Origin of the sequence: Rhodococcus aetherivorans, from assembly GCF_025722975.1 — a bacterium.
GTDB classification, from domain to species: Bacteria; Actinomycetota; Actinomycetes; order Mycobacteriales; family Mycobacteriaceae; genus Rhodococcus; species Rhodococcus aetherivorans.
The window spans coordinates 4,515,691-4,529,820 of record NZ_CP106982.1 but is presented as its reverse complement, the minus strand read 5'-3'; the positions used below and the strand labels follow the sequence as shown (position 1 = coordinate 4,529,820).

Annotated in this window: 14 protein-coding genes; 9 read left to right on the top strand and 5 right to left on the bottom strand. The window is 71.1% G+C overall.

The window, feature by feature from the left end:
* Nucleotides 1-147 precede the first annotated feature (147 nt).
* Together OCS65_RS20490 and tatB are read left to right on the top strand one after the other, a co-directional pair.
* Complete coding sequence (locus tag OCS65_RS20490; RefSeq protein ID WP_037201547.1) at nt 148-1,599, top strand: S1C family serine protease; 1,452 nt, start codon at nt 148-150, stop codon at nt 1,597-1,599.
* Between the two features lie 84 nt (nt 1,600-1,683).
* The gene (gene tatB / locus OCS65_RS20485) at nt 1,684-2,064 is read left to right on the top strand and encodes a Sec-independent protein translocase protein TatB (RefSeq protein ID WP_006938788.1); all 381 of its coding nucleotides are present in this window, start codon (nt 1,684-1,686) and stop codon (nt 2,062-2,064) included.
* A 70-nt stretch (nt 2,065-2,134) separates the two neighbouring features.
* Here the strand turns inward: tatB and OCS65_RS20480 are convergent, their stop codons facing one another.
* The 5 genes from OCS65_RS20480 to OCS65_RS20460 all read right to left on the bottom strand — a co-directional run bounded on the left by OCS65_RS20480 (nt 2,135) and on the right by OCS65_RS20460 (nt 7,204).
* On the bottom strand, nt 2,135-3,268 hold the full coding sequence (locus OCS65_RS20480) for an Mrp/NBP35 family ATP-binding protein (RefSeq protein ID WP_006938786.1): 1,134 nt from the start codon (nt 3,266-3,268) through the stop codon (nt 2,135-2,137).
* Nucleotides 3,269-3,293: 25 nt separating this feature from the next.
* Complete coding sequence (locus OCS65_RS20475; RefSeq protein ID WP_006938784.1) at nt 3,294-4,172, bottom strand: lytic murein transglycosylase; 879 nt, start codon at nt 4,170-4,172, stop codon at nt 3,294-3,296.
* A 159-nt stretch (nt 4,173-4,331) separates the two neighbouring features.
* Entirely contained in the window at nt 4,332-5,321 is a 990-nt protein-coding gene (locus OCS65_RS20470; protein WP_050034866.1) for a lysozyme family protein, read from the bottom strand.
* 88 nt (nt 5,322-5,409) lie between these two features.
* Nucleotides 5,410-5,937 (bottom strand): DUF1003 domain-containing protein, encoded by a 528-nt coding sequence (locus OCS65_RS20465; RefSeq protein ID WP_006938782.1) that lies wholly within the window; start codon nt 5,935-5,937, stop codon nt 5,410-5,412.
* Entirely contained in the window at nt 5,930-7,204 is a 1,275-nt protein-coding gene (locus tag OCS65_RS20460; RefSeq protein WP_029542476.1) for a magnesium transporter MgtE N-terminal domain-containing protein, read from the bottom strand. Before OCS65_RS20460 ends, OCS65_RS20465 begins: the two co-directional genes overlap by 8 nt.
* A 58-nt stretch (nt 7,205-7,262) precedes the next feature.
* Between OCS65_RS20460 and OCS65_RS20455 the strand changes: the two genes are divergently transcribed.
* The 7 genes from OCS65_RS20455 to OCS65_RS20425 all read left to right on the top strand — a co-directional run bounded on the left by OCS65_RS20455 (nt 7,263) and on the right by OCS65_RS20425 (nt 14,120).
* A complete protein-coding gene (locus OCS65_RS20455; protein WP_029542478.1) occupies nt 7,263-8,219 on the top strand; it encodes an HpcH/HpaI aldolase/citrate lyase family protein in 957 nt (318 codons plus the stop codon).
* A gap of 131 nt (nt 8,220-8,350) precedes the next feature.
* The gene (locus tag OCS65_RS20450) at nt 8,351-8,839 is read left to right on the top strand and encodes a YflT domain-containing protein (RefSeq protein WP_003936099.1); all 489 of its coding nucleotides are present in this window, start codon (nt 8,351-8,353) and stop codon (nt 8,837-8,839) included.
* Between the two features lie 136 nt (nt 8,840-8,975).
* Nucleotides 8,976-10,310 carry an ABC transporter substrate-binding protein gene (locus tag OCS65_RS20445; RefSeq protein ID WP_065922826.1) on the top strand — a complete coding sequence of 445 codons (1,335 nt, stop codon included), beginning with the start codon at nt 8,976-8,978 and terminating at the stop codon, nt 10,308-10,310.
* Entirely contained in the window at nt 10,307-11,272 is a 966-nt protein-coding gene (locus OCS65_RS20440; protein ID WP_006938769.1) for a carbohydrate ABC transporter permease, read from the top strand. The genes OCS65_RS20445 and OCS65_RS20440 overlap by 4 nt, the downstream gene beginning before the upstream one ends.
* 1 nt (nt 11,273) lies before the next feature.
* On the top strand, nt 11,274-12,110 hold the full coding sequence (locus tag OCS65_RS20435) for a carbohydrate ABC transporter permease (RefSeq protein WP_006938767.1): 837 nt from the start codon (nt 11,274-11,276) through the stop codon (nt 12,108-12,110).
* A 5-nt stretch (nt 12,111-12,115) separates the two neighbouring features.
* A complete protein-coding gene (locus OCS65_RS20430; protein ID WP_006938765.1) occupies nt 12,116-13,285 on the top strand; it encodes an ABC transporter ATP-binding protein in 1,170 nt (389 codons plus the stop codon).
* Nucleotides 13,286-13,307: 22 nt separating this feature from the next.
* The gene (locus OCS65_RS20425; protein ID WP_065922825.1) at nt 13,308-14,120 is read left to right on the top strand and encodes a hypothetical protein; all 813 of its coding nucleotides are present in this window, start codon (nt 13,308-13,310) and stop codon (nt 14,118-14,120) included.
* The last annotated feature ends 10 nt before the right edge of the window (nt 14,121-14,130 follow it).

Below are 14,130 nucleotides of genomic sequence, written 5' to 3'. Positions count from 1 at the left end.
GGTGGCGGTGCCACCGGTGCCATCGGTGATACTGGGCACCGTGACTGACGGACACGGGGGAGACGGGCACGCGTGACAGCGGAATCAGTGGAGTCCGAGCGCCGGGCCGCCTCGACGTCGGACACGGACGGCGCTCCCGCGCCGGGCGTGTCGCACCGCGCCGACGCCCCGCGCCTGCAGCCCCGCCCGGTCTATCGCCCGGACGTCGACGCCGCCGCCAGCAGCGTCTTCGGTCGGCCGGCCGGTACGACGGGCTCGTTCGGCCGGTCCGCCGAGGAACGGGCCGCGGAGCCGCGGGTCGGCCACGGTGCGCCCGCCGATCCGGTGCTGGCCGAGGCGTTCGGCCGACCCGTGGGCACCTCCGAGATCCTGCAGCGGCCCCCGGCCGACCCGGATGCCGAGACCGATGCGGACGGCCCCGAGCCCGACCCGTGGCGCGACCCCACGACGAACGTGCGCCTGGGCGCGCCTGCGCAGGCCCGCGACGAGCGCCCGCTGCCGCCCGCCCCCAAGCTCACGCTGCGGGAAGTCCTCTTCGGCGGTCGGATCGAGACCCGCGCCCTCGCGACGCTGGCGGCGGTCGCGCTGACCATCGGCATGATCGGCGGTCTCGTCGTCGCGCTGATCACGTCCGACACCGGCTCCCTCACCAGCCGCAGCGTGACGCTGGCCCAGGTGGAGCAGGACGGCGACCTGCCGACCGGGCAGGTGGCACGCGTGGCCGACGCGGTGCTGCCCGCCGTCGTCTCCATCCAGGTCACCGTCGGCGACGAGTCCGGCACCGGGTCCGGTGTCGTGATCGACGGTGCCGGATACATCGTCACCAACAACCACGTGATCTCGATGGCCGCGACCGGTCCGGACGCGAAGATCCAGGTCACCTTCAACGACGGCACCAAGGTGCCCGCACAGATCGTCGGGCGCGACATCAAGACCGACCTGGCAGTGCTCTCCGTCGACGTGGACAACCTCACGGTCGCCGAACTGGGCCGTTCCGGGGACGTGCAGGTCGGTGAGGACGTCATCGCCGTGGGTTCGCCGCTCGGGTTGAGCAAGACCGTCACCCGCGGCATCGTCAGCGCCCTCAACCGGCCGATGCGCCTGGGCGGTCAGGGCACCGACACCGACGCCGTGATCGACGCGGTGCAAACCGACGCCTCCATCAACCCCGGCAACTCCGGCGGCCCGCTCGTCGACGCCGAGGGCCGCGTCATCGGCATCAACTCGGCCATCAAGACCGAGACCGGCGGTTCCGTCGGTCTGGGGTTCGCCATTCCCATCGACGACGTCACCGCCGTCACCCAGGAACTGATCCGCACCGGCGCGATGCGTCACCCGGAGATCGGCGTCAACGCCCGCAGCGTCGTCAACGACGTCGCCAGCGGCGCCGAGGTGGCCAACGTGCAGGAGGGCAGCCCCGCGCAGCAGGCCGGGATCGTCGAGGGCGACGTGATCGTCAAGGTCGGGGACCGCGAGGTCACCAGCGCGGACGAGCTGGTCGTCGCGGTCCACGCCCAGAAGATCGGCGAGCCGGTGACGGTGCAGCTGGTCCGCTCGGGCCGTCTCGTGGACGTGCAGGTGACCCCGCAGTCCGACTGACCGTCGGCTCCCTGTTCGCTGGGAATTCGCTGTGACCTGGGTCCTCCGGGCTGCGAACGGCGCGGCACCACGTACCCTGGAGCGGTGTTCGGCAACATCGGTTGGGGCGAATTCATGGTCCTCCTCGTCGCGGCGCTCGTGGTCCTCGGCCCCGAGCGGCTGCCCGGCGCGGTGTCGTGGGTGACCAAGTCGCTGCGGCAGGTCCGCGACTACGCGTCCGGCGCGAAGGAGCAGCTGAAGGAGGAGCTGGGCCCCGAGTTCGACGACCTGCGTCAACCCCTGTCCGAACTCAACGAGCTGCGCGGCATGACGCCCAAGGCGGTCATCACCAAGCACCTGCTGGACGGCGACGACTCGCTGCTCACCGGCAACTTCGACAAGCCCGGCACCAAGCCGGTGAGCAAGCCCGTCCCGCCGCCGCTGGCGGCCGGGGAGAAGCCCCCCATCGACTCCGACGCGACGTAGGCCGCTGCGCGGCCGGTGTGTCCTTCGGGCGGCAGGAGCAACCTAAAGGGCACACCGGCGCCGCAGGCGCCTACAGGTGGCGGGTGGTGTCGATCCCCAGCGACATGCCGGCCAGGCCGCGGCGCCGCACGGCGAGCTTCTCGGCGATCTCGCGCAGCGCCGTACCCGCAGGCGACTCGGGGGCGCTGAGAACGATCGGGGTGCCGGCGTCGCCGGCCTCGCGCACCGCCGGATCGAGCGGGATCTGGCCCAGCAGCGGGACGGTCGCGCCGACGGCGCGGGTGAGCCGCTCGGAGACGGCCTGACCGCCGCCCGTGCCGAACACGTCCATCCGGGTACCGTCGGGCAGTTCGAGCCACGACATGTTCTCCACGACGCCGACGATGCGCTGGCGGGTCTGCAGCGCGATGGAGCCGGCCCGTTCGGCGACCTCCGCGGCGGCCTGCTGCGGCGTGGTGACGACGAGGATCTCGGCGCCCGGGATCAGCTGCGCGACGGAGATCGCCACGTCGCCGGTGCCGGGCGGCAGGTCGAGCAGCAGCACGTCCAGATCGCCCCAGAACACGTCGGCGAGGAACTGCTGCAGCGCACGGTGCAGCATCGGCCCGCGCCAGACCACGGGCGTGTTGCCCTGGGTGAACTGGGCGATGGAGATCATCTTCACGTCGTGCGCGACGGGCGGCATGATCATCCGCTCCACCTGGGTGGGCTTGGCGTCGGTGCCGAGCATCCGTGGGATGGAATGGCCGTAGATGTCGGCGTCGAGCACGCCGACGGACAGGCCCCGCGCGGCCATCGCGGCGGCGAGGTTGACCGTGACGGAGGACTTGCCGACCCCGCCCTTGCCGGAGGCCACCGCGTAGACGCGGGTGAGCGAGCCGGGCTGGGCGAACGGGATGACCGGCTCGGTGGAGTCGCCGCGCAGCGACTTGCGCAGCTCGGTGCGCTGCTCGTCGGTCATGACGTCGAGTTCGACGCGCACGGCGGAGACCCCGGCGACGTCGGCGACGGCCTTGGTGACGCGGTCGGTGATCTCGGTGCGCAGCGGACAGCCGGCGGTTGTCAGGTAGATGCCGACGTCGACGCTGCCGTCGCCGCCGATCTCGATGCTCTTGACCATGCCGAGCTCGGTGATGGGCTTGCGGATCTCGGGATCCTGGACCCGCGCCAGGGCGCTGCGAACGTCGGACTCGCTGACTGCCATGGCATCAATCGTAGGTGGCGCCCGATCAGTGGATGCGCGGCAGGTCCGCCGCGCTGGGGGTGACACCGGTCGAATAGGCGGCCGACCAGGCGAGCACGTTGGCAACGTATGCCATCGAGTTGTTGTAGCGATGGATGGCCTTGGTGGCCTGCGCGATGTCGTGCATGTTGTTTCCGCCGTCGCACAGGTACTTGGCGGTGGTGAGGGTGGAGTCGTACAGGTTCTGCGGGTCGGCGTCGCCGTCGCCGTCACCGTCACCGGCGTAGAGCTTCCACGTGGACGGGATGAACTGCATGGGGCCGACCGCCCGGTCGTAGACGGTGTCGCCGTCCAGGGTGCCGCCGTCGGTGTCACGGATGACGGCCTGGCCACGCAGGCTGCCGTCGAGCGGCAGGCCGATCACGGGTTCGAGGAGGTTGCCCTTGTCGTCGGCCTTGCCACCCTTGGCGTGGCCGGACTCGACCTGGCCGATGCCGGCGAGCAGCGTCCAGTACATGTTGCAGCCGGGGTTCTCGGCGGCGAGGATCCGCTCGGCGTTCTGGTAGGCGGCGAAGTTGATGCCGGGGATCCCGAGGGGGCCGGGCTGCAGCGGCGCCGGGGCGGCGGGTGCGGGCTCCGGGGCGGGCGCGGGGGCCGCCGCGGGTTCCGCGGTAGGCTCCGGAGCGGTCATGAGGGCGGCTGCGGCGGCGACGTCGCGGGAGACCCCGTCGGCGACGTAGGTGGTCTCGGACGCGGCGGTCACGGGCTCGGCCACCGCTTCGGTGTCCTGGACGCCGAACAGGGTCTTCGGGCTCGCACCGGCGCTGGTGGCGGCGGCGACCACGCCGACCGGAACCAGTCCGGTGAGGGCGATGACCGAATTGCGGCGAAGCTTGGACTCCGAAGGCTTTCTGTGCCGGCCCACTCGATACCTCCTGGGCGCCTACCCCGAGACGCTTTCGTTACATGGCGGTATCGACCATACATGAAGTGATGCGTTTCCGTTACCCTACCGTGATGTAACGCGCTGAGCTGGGCATACGGTGGCAGGGAGGGGTTACCGGGAGATCGAGTCGTGACCGGATCAGGGCACGGGCGGCGCCGGGCACAGCGCCGGGACGAGACACGGCAGCGGCGGCAGCACGGGCGCGGGCGGCGGCGTCCCGACGACCGGCGCGGGGGCGGGGTCCGGCTCGACCGCGGGCGCCGGGACCGGCCCCGGTGGGGGCGCACCGGTGGTCCCGGCGACGGGAGCCGGGACGGTCTCGGCGACGTCGACGGTGTTCGGCAAGGCCGGAACGGCCGGCGTGGCCGACGGCATCGGGGGTGGCACGACGATCCCCGGCGAGACCGCGGCGCCCTTCTCGTAGGCGGCCGACCAGGCCTGCACGTTGGAGACGAACTCGGGCGACGGGTCGAACCGGGCCGCTGCCCGGGCGCGGGCGTCGGGCTCGGCGAGGCGAGCGTCGTCCGAGCACAGCCAGGTGCCGGCCGCCAGGGTGGCGTCGAAGACGTTCTGCGGGTCGGCGGCGCCATCCGCATTGCCGTCCGCCGAGAACTGCGACCACACCGCCGGGGGCAGCTGCATCGGCCCGAGCCTGCCGGTCCCGGGGGCCACGCGCGCGGTGGTGAGGGTGCCGAGCACGTCGGTGCGTCCCGAATCGGCGTGCTGCGAGGTGATCCGTCCGATCGCCGCGAGCAGATGCCACGGCAGCGCGCACCCGGGCTCGCTGATCGCGAGCTGCATCTCGGCCGCCCGGTACGCGTAGAGCACCAGTTCGGGGATCGCCAGGGGGCCCTCACCGGCCATCACGGGAGACGGCTGTCCGGGAGCGACCGTGACCGCGGGCGGTAGGTCCGCGGCGGGATCGGGAGCCGTGCCCGCGGCTCCGCGCACGGGCCGCGGCGACGCCGGATCCGCCGGCAGCACCCCGATCCCGGTGCTGCCGTCCGCCGCCGTCACGGCGACCGGCTCCGTGTTCTCCGTCGCGGCCACCGTCGCCGGCGACGACGCGACCGCCGCGAACCCCGCGCCGAGCACCACCGGCACCGCGATCAGACCCTGCCAGCGCACGCCATCACCCCACAGACCTACTCGTCGCGGACCGTTACCCCACCGACACCATCGACCGGCTGTGATGAACGTTACAGCGAGTCACGTCTCAGCGGCGGGGAGGGCGCGGTTTTCCGGCCGTCGTCGTTGCCGTGTCCTCCTCTTCCGGCTCGATCAGCAGTGCGCGCAGATCGTCGAGTTCGCGGCGCAGATAGTCGCGGGTGGCCACCTCGCCGACGGCCAGCCGCAGCGCCGCCAGCTCACGCGCGAGGAACTCGGTGTCCGCCTTGGTCTGGGCGGCGCGGGCCCGGTCCACCTCGAGGGAGACCCGGTCCCGGTTCTCCTGCCGGTTCTGGGCGAGCAGGATCAGCGGCGCGGCGTACGCGGCCTGCGTGGAGAACGCGAGGTTCAGCAGGATGAACGGGTACGGGTCCCACTGCAGCGCGACGGCGAAGACGTTGAGCAGGATCCACACGATCACCACGACGGTCTGGATGGCCAGATAGCGTCCGGTGCCGAGGAACCGGGCGATCGACTCGCTGACGCGCCCGACGGCCTCGACGTCGAAGTTGACCCGGAAGCGGCCGGTGCGGGGGGTGTCGAGGCGCTGCCGGGCCACGGCGGAACGGTCACTCATCGTCGGCCTCCTCCTCGCGCCAGTCCTCGGGCAGCAGGTGGTCGAGCACGTCGTCGACCGTCACGGCACCGAGCAGGTGCCCCTCGTCGTCCAGCACGGGCCCGCACACCAGGTTGTACGTCGCGAAGTACCGGGTGACCGCGGTGAGCGAGTCGTCCGGGTCCAGTCGCGGCAGGTCGTTGTCGACGATCCCGCCCACCAGGCCGGCCGGCGGCTCCCGGAGCAGCTGCTGCAGGTGCACGCAGCCCAGATACTTGCCCGTCGGGGTCGCGGTGGGCGGCCGCACCACGAACACCATCGACGCGAGCGCCGGCGTGAGGTCCGGGTCGCGGACCCGGGCCAGCGCCTCGGCCACCGTCGTCGCCGGGGTGAGCACCACCGGCTCGGGGGTCATCAGGCCGCCGGCGGTGTCGGGGGAGTGCTCGAGCAACCGCCGCACCGGCTCCGAATCCTCCGGATCCATCAGGCGGAGCAGCGACTCGGCCTCCGAGTCGGGCAGCTCACCGAGCAGATCCGCGGCGTCGTCGGGATCCATCGCCTCGAGCAGGTCCGCGGCGCGTTCCACCTCGAGGTGCATCAGCAGATCGGTCTGGTCGTCGGTGGGCAGCTCCTGCACGACGTCGGCGAGCCGCTCGTCGTCCAGCGCGACCGCCACCTCGTGCCGGCGCTTTTCCGGCAGCTCGCGGAGCGCGTTCGCGACGTCGGCGGCGCGCATGTCCTCGAACTGCAGCAGCAGCTGCGAGACGCCCTGGCCGGGCATCCCGAGGTTGGTGTAGGTCAGACCGTGCACGTGCTGCCAGTCCACGACGTGGATCGCGGACCTCCGGCCCAGCCGGCCGCGGTGCGCGCGCACGGCCACCCGCGAGACCAGCCAGTCCCGGGTGCGGGTCAGTTCGATGCCGAGGTCGACGACGACCACGTCCACGCCCGCGAGCTCGCCCAGCTCGGGATCGTCGACCCGGACCTTCGAATCGAGCACCTGCGCGAGCGCCAGCACCTCGGTCGGCCGCTGCGTGAACCGGCGCAGGCTCACGTTGCCGGTGTTCAGGGTGACGGCGCCCGGCTCGATCGCCGTCACCCGCAGCATCGGCACGAATATTCGCTTGCGCGTTGGCAGTTCGACGACCAGGCCGAGCACCCGGGGCTGCTGCCGGCCGATCCGGATGGTGAGCACGACATCGCGCACCCGGCCGATCGACTCGCCGTCGGGCCCGAGGACCACCAGACCGGCGAGCCTCGCCGCGAATACCTTGCTCACTGCTGCCATGATGGTCAGGCTAGAACGTGCGGTCGTCGATTTCGGAACACGGAGGTCTGCCCAGCCCATGTCGTTCGACTTCAGGCCCCGAAGGTCCGTGCTCGCCGTTCCCGGCAGCAGCCGCAAGATGATCGACAAGGCCAAGGGCCTCGCCGCCGACGAGGTGTTCCTCGACCTCGAGGACGCCGTCTCCCCGCTGGCGAAGGAGCAGGCCCGCACGACGATCGTCGAGGCCCTCAACGAGGACGGATGGGGCGAGCAGCTGAAGGTGGTGCGGGTCAACGACTGGACGACCGACGCCACCTACCTCGACGTCGCCACCGTGGTGGGCGGCGCCGGCGCGCACCTCGACGCGATCCTGCTGCCGAAGGTCCCCGACGCGAGCCACGTGCAGGCGCTCGATCTGCTGCTGACCCAGGTGGAGAAGGCCCACGGCCTCGAGGTGGGCCGCATCGGCATCGAACCGCAGATCGAGGACGCACTCGGGTTGACCAACATCAACGCCATCGCCACGGCGAGCCCGCGCGTCCGGACCCTGGTGTTCGGCCCGGCCGACTTCATGGCGAGCATCAACATGCGCACCCTCGTCGTCGGTGAGCAGCCCGACGGCTACGACCGCGGCGACGCCTACCACCACATCCTCATGACCATCCTCATGGCGGCCCGGGCCCACGGCCTGCAGGCGATCGACGGGCCGTACCTGCAGATCCGCGACGTCGAGGCGTTCCGGCGCTCGGCGCAGCGGACCGCTGCCCTCGGCTTCGACGGCAAGTGGGTGCTGCACCCCAGCCAGATCGACGCCGCGAACGAGGTCTTCAGCCCGCGGCAGGAGGACTACGACAAGGCCGAGATGATCCTCGACGCCTACGAGTGGCACACCTCCGCGGCCGGCGGCGCGCGCGGCGCCGCGATGCTCGGGGACGAGATGATCGACGAGGCCAGCCGCAAGATGGCGCTGGTGATCTCCGCGAAGGGCCGGGCGGCCGGGATGACCCGCACCACGAAGTTCGAGCCGCCGCAGTAGGCGGCTGCGCCGCCGGTGCGTCCTTCGGGCGGCGGAAACAACCCAAAGGACGCACCGGCGCCGAAGGCGCACACGGGCAGAATGGACAGGTGCGCCGGATCGGGGCGCGCAGTCACGAGAAGGAGCCGAAGATGACCAACCCCCTCGGACAGCCGGGACGCGCCACGCCGGGCCTGCCGACTCCGCCGAGCGGCTGGCCGGTCGGTTCGTACACCACCTACGCCGAGGCGCAGCGGGCTGTCGACCACCTCTCGGACCAGTCCTTCCCGGTCGAGGACGTCACCATCGTGGGCGTCGACCTCATGCAGGTCGAGCGGGTCACCGGCCGGTTGACGTGGGCGAAGGTGATCGGGGGCGGCATCGCCTCCGGCGCCTGGCTCGGTCTGTTCTTCGGCCTGCTGCTCGGGATCTTCTCGACCGACTTCCTCGGCCCCCTGCTCGTCGGCATGGTCGGCGGCATCGTCTTCGGCCTGATCTCCACGACGATCCCGTACGCCGCGACGCGCGGCCAGCGTGACTTCTCGTCGACGATGCAGCTGGTGGCCGGCCGTTACGACGTGCTGTGCGCGCCGCGCAACGCCGAACGGGCCCGGGACCTGCTCGCCAAGCTCGCGTTGTAAACCGTTCGATCACAGTTCCGCTCCGGGCGGCAGTTGGGTCGCGCGCCGGCGCCCGGTGCGTTACGTTCGCACCAAGTGTGACGGAAGTCACCGTCGCGCTGGACGACGGGCGGAGGCTGCGGTGCGGAGACGGGCGGTGAGGGTCGGACTGGTGGGTGCCGCGGCGGTGCTCGCGCTGTCGTCGGTCGCGGCGTGCGGCAGCGAGTCGAGCGGGACGGTACTGAGTTTCTACACCGCCGCCGACGGTGCGGAGCAGTACGCCGCCGCGGCGGCGAACTGCACGGCCGCCGCCGGCGGCAGGTACACGATCGAGCAGCGCACCCTGCCGAAGGGCGCCGACGACCAGCGGCTGCAGCTCGCGCGGCGGCTCACCGGCGAGGACGACACGCTGGACCTGATGACCCTCGACGTTGTGTGGACGGCCGAGTTCGCCGAGGCGGGATGGGCGCTGCCGCTGCCGCCGGACGTCGCGGCCTCGGTGTCCGAGGGCACCCTCGCCGGGCCGCTGGCCTCGGCGACGTGGCAGGACACCCTGTACGCGGCTCCGCTGAACACGAACACCCAGTTGCTCTGGTACCGCAAGGACCTGATGCCCGGCGGCCGCCCGCCGCAGACGTGGGACGAGATGATCGACATCGCGAGCGGGCTCGCGGACGAGGGCCGGCCCAGCTGGATCGGGGTACAGGCCCGCCAGTACGAGGGCCTGATGGTGTGGTTCAACACCCTGCTCGCCAGCGCGGGCGGATCCGTCGTCGCCGAGGACGGCACCACCGTCACCGTGGCCGACGGTGACGCCGCCGTGACAGCCCTCGACATCATGAAGCGCGTGGCGACGGCGCCCGGTGCGGACCCGTCGCTGAACCAGTCCGACGAGGCCGCCGCCCGCCTGGGCATGGAGAGCGGCAAGGCCGCCTTCCAGGTGAACTGGCCGTTCGTCTACCCCGGCATCCTCGAGAACGCCGAGAAGGGCTTCCTGCCCTCCATCGACGACAACGGCAACGTGACCGCCGAGAACACCGGAAACACGGTGCTGACGGTGAACGGCGAGCAGAACTTCCTCCCCGCGCCGTACCCGGCGGTGATCGCCGGCACGCCCGCACGGGTCACCATCGGCGGGTTCAACATCGCCGTCGCGCGCACCAGCCGCAACCCCGACCTGGCGTTCGAGGCGATGCAGTGCCTGCGCAACGAGGAGAACCAGCGCAACAACGCCGTCGACGGCGGCGTTCCGCCCACCCTCGCCTCGCTCTACGACGACCCGGAGTTCCAGCAGGCGTACCCCGTCTGGCGGGAGGTGCGCGAGAGCCTCGAGAACGCGGCGGTGCGCCCGGTCTCGCCCGCCTACCAGAGCATTTCGACGCTCATCACCGCCACGCTCAACCCGGTCGACCGGATCGATCCGCCGCGCACGGTCGACGAACTCGCGGAACAGGTTCGCAAGGCGGTCAATTCGGAAGGGCTGATCCCGTGACCACCACGCCCGCAACCAGACCCGTCCCGCCGGCCGAGGGCGCCCGGACCGCACCGTCCCGGCGCGAGAAAGCCCTTCTCTCCGAAGGGAAGAAGGCCGAACGCCGGCTCGGGCTGTGGCTCGTCGCACCCGCGGCGCTGCTGATGCTCGCCGTCACGGCCTACCCGGTGGGGTACGCGGTCTGGCTGAGCCTGCAACGGTACGACCTGCGGTTCCCCGACGAACGCGAGTTCGTCGGACTGGCCAACTACGTCTCGGTCCTCACCGACGCGTTCTGGTGGCAGGCGTTCGCCGTGACCGCCGGGATCACCGTCGTGTCGGTGGCGATCGAGTTCGTCCTCGGCCTGACACTGGCGCTGATCATGCACCGCACCATCGTCGGCAAGGGCACCGTCCGCACCGTGGTGCTGATCCCGTACGGCATCGTCACCGTCGCCGCGGCCTACAGCTGGTACTACGCGTGGACGCCGGGCACCGGTTACCTCGCGAACCTCCTGCCCGAGGGCAGTGCCCCACTGACGCAGCAGCTTCCGTCGCTGGCGATCATCGTGCTCGCCGAGGTGTGGAAGACCACCCCGTTCATGGCGCTGCTGCTGCTCGCCGGGCTGGCCCTCGTCCCGGACGACCTGCTGCGCGCCGCCCAGGTCGACGGCGCCGGCGCATGGACGCGGCTGACCAGGATCATCGTGCCGCTGATGAAGCCGGCGATCCTGGTGGCCCTGCTGTTCCGCACCCTCGACGCCTTCCGCATCTTCGACAACATCTACGTCCTCACGCGCGGATCCAACGGCACGGGCTCGGTGTCGATCCTCGGATACGACAACCTGTTCAAGGCGTTCAACCTCGGGATCGGGTCGGCGATCAGCGTCCTGATCTTCCTGTGCGTGGCCATCATCGCGTTCGTGTTCATCAAGCTGTTCGGGGCGTCCGCACCGGGCTCCGATCCGGAAGGGAAACGGTGACATGACGACGACCGAGACCCCGCGCCGCAAGCTGAGCTGGTCGGTGGTGAACCTGCTCGTCCTGCTGTACGCGCTGATCCCCGTCGTGTGGATCGCCAGCCTGTCGTTCAAGCCGGCCGGCACCATCAAGGACGGCCGGTTCATTCCCCGGGAGTGGACGCTCGACAACTACCGCGGGATCTTCCGCACCGACGCGTTCACCAGCGCCCTGATCAATTCCATCGGTATCGGGCTGATCGCGACGGTGGTCGCCGTGGTCATCGGTACCATGGCGGCCTACGCCATCGCGCGGCTCGACTTCCCGGGCAAGAAGATCCTCGTCGGCGTGGCGCTGCTGATCGCGATGTTCCCGCAGATCTCCCTCGTCAGCCCGCTCTTCGACATCATCCGCAAACTCGGGCTGTTCGACACGTGGGCCGGCCTGATCATCCCGTACATCACCTTCTCCCTGCCCCTGGCGATCTACACGCTCTCGGCGTTCTTCAAGGAGATCCCGTGGGAGCTCGAGAAGGCCGCCAAGATGGACGGCGCCACGCCCGGGCAGGCGTTCCGGAAGGTGGTGGCGCCGCTGGCGGCGCCGGGCATCGTCACCGCCGCGATCCTGGTGTTCATCTTCTGCTGGAACGACCTGTTGTTCGCGATCTCGCTGACCTCCACCGAGCGGTCCATCACCGCGCCCGCGGCGATCGCCAACTTCACCGGGGCCTCGCAGTTCGAGGAGCCCACCGGCTCGATCGCGGCGGCCGCGGTGGTCATCACCATCCCGATCATCGTGTTCGTGCTGATCTTCCAACGTCGCATCGTGGCCGGCCTGACGTCCGGCGCAGTGAAGGGATGACCCAGATGGCTGAAATCGTGCTGGACAAGGTGACCAAGCTCTACCCCGACGGGGCGAAGGCGGTCAGCGACGTGGACGTGACGATCGCCGACGGCGAGTTCATCATCCTGGTCGGTCCCTCGGGCTGCGGGAAGTCGACGACGCTGAACATGATCGCCGGGCTCGAGGACATCTCCTCCGGCGAGTTGCGCATCGGCGGCGAGCGGGTCAACGAGAAGGCGCCCAAGGACCGGGACATCGCGATGGTGTTCCAGTCGTACGCGTTGTACCCGCACATGACGGTGCGGGAGAACATCGCCTTCCCGCTCACCCTCGCCAAGATGCCCAAGGACGAGATCGAGCGGAAGGTCACCGAGGCCGCCAAGATCCTCGACCTGACGGACCATCTCGACCGCAAACCGTCGAATCTGTCCGGCGGGCAGCGTCAGCGGGTGGCGATGGGCCGCGCGATCGTGCGCAACCCCAAGGCGTTCCTCATGGACGAGCCGCTGTCCAACCTCGATGCCAAGCTGCGGGTGCAGATGCGCACCGAGATCGCCCGCCTCCAGAAACGGCTGGGCACCACCACGGTGTACGTCACCCACGATCAGACCGAGGCGATGACCCTCGGCGACCGGGTGGTCGTCCTCCGCGGCGGGCTGGTGCAGCAGATCGGCGCGCCCCAGGAGCTCTACGACCGGCCGAGAAACCTGTTCGTGGCCGGATTCATCGGCTCTCCGTCGATGAACTTCCTGGCCGGCCAGCTCGAGTCGAACGGCGTGCGCACCGTGATCGGCGACTTCACCCTGCCGGCCGAGCGGTGGGCGGCCGTGCAGAAGCACAATCCGGGACGTGACGTCGTCGTCGGCGTCCGGCCCGAACACTTCGAGGACGCCACGCTCCTGGACCCGGCCCAGCGGGAGCAGGGTACGACCTTCACCGTGGACGTCGACGTGCTCGAATCGATGGGGTCGGACAAGTACGCGTACTTCACCGTCGAGTCCCCGGACCTGCATTCGAGCGACCTCGACGACCTGGCGGCCGACGTCGGCGTCGCCGACCTCGCCGGCGGGTCGATGGTCGCGCGGCTGCCCGCCGAGTCCGGCGTCGCGAAGGGCCGGCCCGTCCAGCTGTGGTTCGATCCGGCGAAGATCGCCCTCTTCGACCAGGCGACGGGGGAGAACATCACCCTCTGACCGAGCGGTGCATAGTAGGCCGGTGGACCTCGACGACATCGCCGACGAGCTGTACGGGCTCGATCCGGGCGAGTTCACCGCGGCCCGCAGCGAGCACGTCGCCCGCGCCCGTGAGGCCGGAGACCGCGAGCTCGCGGCGGCCGTCGGCCGGTTGCGCAAGCCGACCGTGTCGGCCTGGCTGGTGAACATGCTCGTCCGCGAGAAGTCCGAGGAGGTCACGGCCCTGCTCGGGCTCGGCGACGCCCTGCGCTCCGCGCAGCGCCAGCTCTCCGGGTCCGAGCTGCGGCGGCTGTCCACGCAGCGACGGCGGGTGATCGGTGCGCTCGAGAAGACCGCGGCCCGCCTCGCCGCCGAGCATGGCCGGCGGGCGTCGGAGGCGGCCCTGCGCGAGGTCGGCCAGACCCTGCACGCCGCCCTCGCCGACGCCGATCTGGCCGAGCAGGTGCGCGGAGGCCGGCTCGAGGCGCCCCTGGACTACAGCGGCTTCGGCCCGGTGGGGCTGTCGGTCGTCCCGCCCCCGCCGGGACGGACGGACACCGAGGCGGACGAGGCCGAGCGCACCCGGCGCGCCGCCGCCCTGGAGACCGCCGTCGCCGAGGCGGAGGCGGCGCGGAACACCGCCGACGAGGCGCAGTCGGTGGCGGCGCGGGCACGCGCGGCGGTCGAGGCACTCGACGGGCACGTCGCGCGGTTGCGCGAGGAGCTGAGCCGGGTGGAGCAGCGGCGCGAGTTCGCGCGACGCACCGCCCGGTCGGCCGACGAGGACGCCGCGAAGGCCGAGGACGCGGCGCGGCAGGCGGAGGAGGCGGTGCGCGCGCTGCGGGAGCAGGACTGACGTCGCCCGA

Coding starts and splice junctions, on each gene's coding strand:
- OCS65_RS20480 (WP_006938786.1), bottom strand. CDS start 3,268: ATGGCAGTCAGCGAGTCCGACGTTCGCAGCGCCCTGGCGCGGGTCCAG.
- OCS65_RS20465 (WP_006938782.1), bottom strand. CDS start 5,937: ATGAGTGACCGTTCCGCCGTGGCCCGGCAGCGCCTCGACACCCCCCGC.
- OCS65_RS20460 (WP_029542476.1), bottom strand. CDS start 7,204: ATGGCAGCAGTGAGCAAGGTATTCGCGGCGAGGCTCGCCGGTCTGGTG.
- OCS65_RS20455 (WP_029542478.1), top strand. CDS start 7,263: ATGTCGTTCGACTTCAGGCCCCGAAGGTCCGTGCTCGCCGTTCCCGGC.
- OCS65_RS20450 (WP_003936099.1), top strand. CDS start 8,351: ATGACCAACCCCCTCGGACAGCCGGGACGCGCCACGCCGGGCCTGCCG.
- OCS65_RS20435 (WP_006938767.1), top strand. CDS start 11,274: ATGACGACGACCGAGACCCCGCGCCGCAAGCTGAGCTGGTCGGTGGTG.
- OCS65_RS20430 (WP_006938765.1), top strand. CDS start 12,116: ATGGCTGAAATCGTGCTGGACAAGGTGACCAAGCTCTACCCCGACGGG.